Genomic DNA, 475 nt, shown 5'->3' on the forward strand with positions numbered 1-475 from the left:
CCCACTCACTTCCCGCATCGCTGCGTATGAAGCTTCAAGCGGCGTGAGACCCGCTGCAATATTCCGCTCGACGTTCTCCACCACGACGATTGCATCGTCGACCACAATCCCGATGGCGAGAACCATGCCGAATAGCGACAGCGCGTTGATGGTGAAGCCGAATGCCAACATCAGCGAGAATGTGCCCACAATCGACACCGGTACCGCCAGCAACGGAATCAGTGACGCCCGCCAGGTTTGCAGGAAGATGATGACGACGATAACGACAAGGAAAATGGCTTCGAACAGCGTGTGCACCACCGCATCGATGCTTTCCCGGACGAACTGCGTCGGGTCATAGACGATCTTCGCCTCAACGCCCTCGGGCATGTCCTTCTGCAACTCTGCCGTGATTCGGCGAACATCGGTCGAAATCTGCAACGAGTTTGCGTTGGGCTGCTGGAAGATGATGAGCTGCACGCCGGGCTTGCCGTCG

At 57.7% G+C, this 475-nt stretch carries 1 protein-coding gene; it reads right to left on the reverse strand.

The window, feature by feature from the left end:
* Positions 1-475 (reverse strand): efflux RND transporter permease subunit (locus PQR32_RS42180; RefSeq protein WP_408241827.1); only part of this gene is annotated, 475 nt, incomplete at both ends.

The organism is Paraburkholderia dipogonis (genome assembly GCF_046027395.1).
In the GTDB taxonomy this organism is placed as follows: domain Bacteria; phylum Pseudomonadota; class Gammaproteobacteria; order Burkholderiales; family Burkholderiaceae; genus Paraburkholderia; species Paraburkholderia dipogonis_A.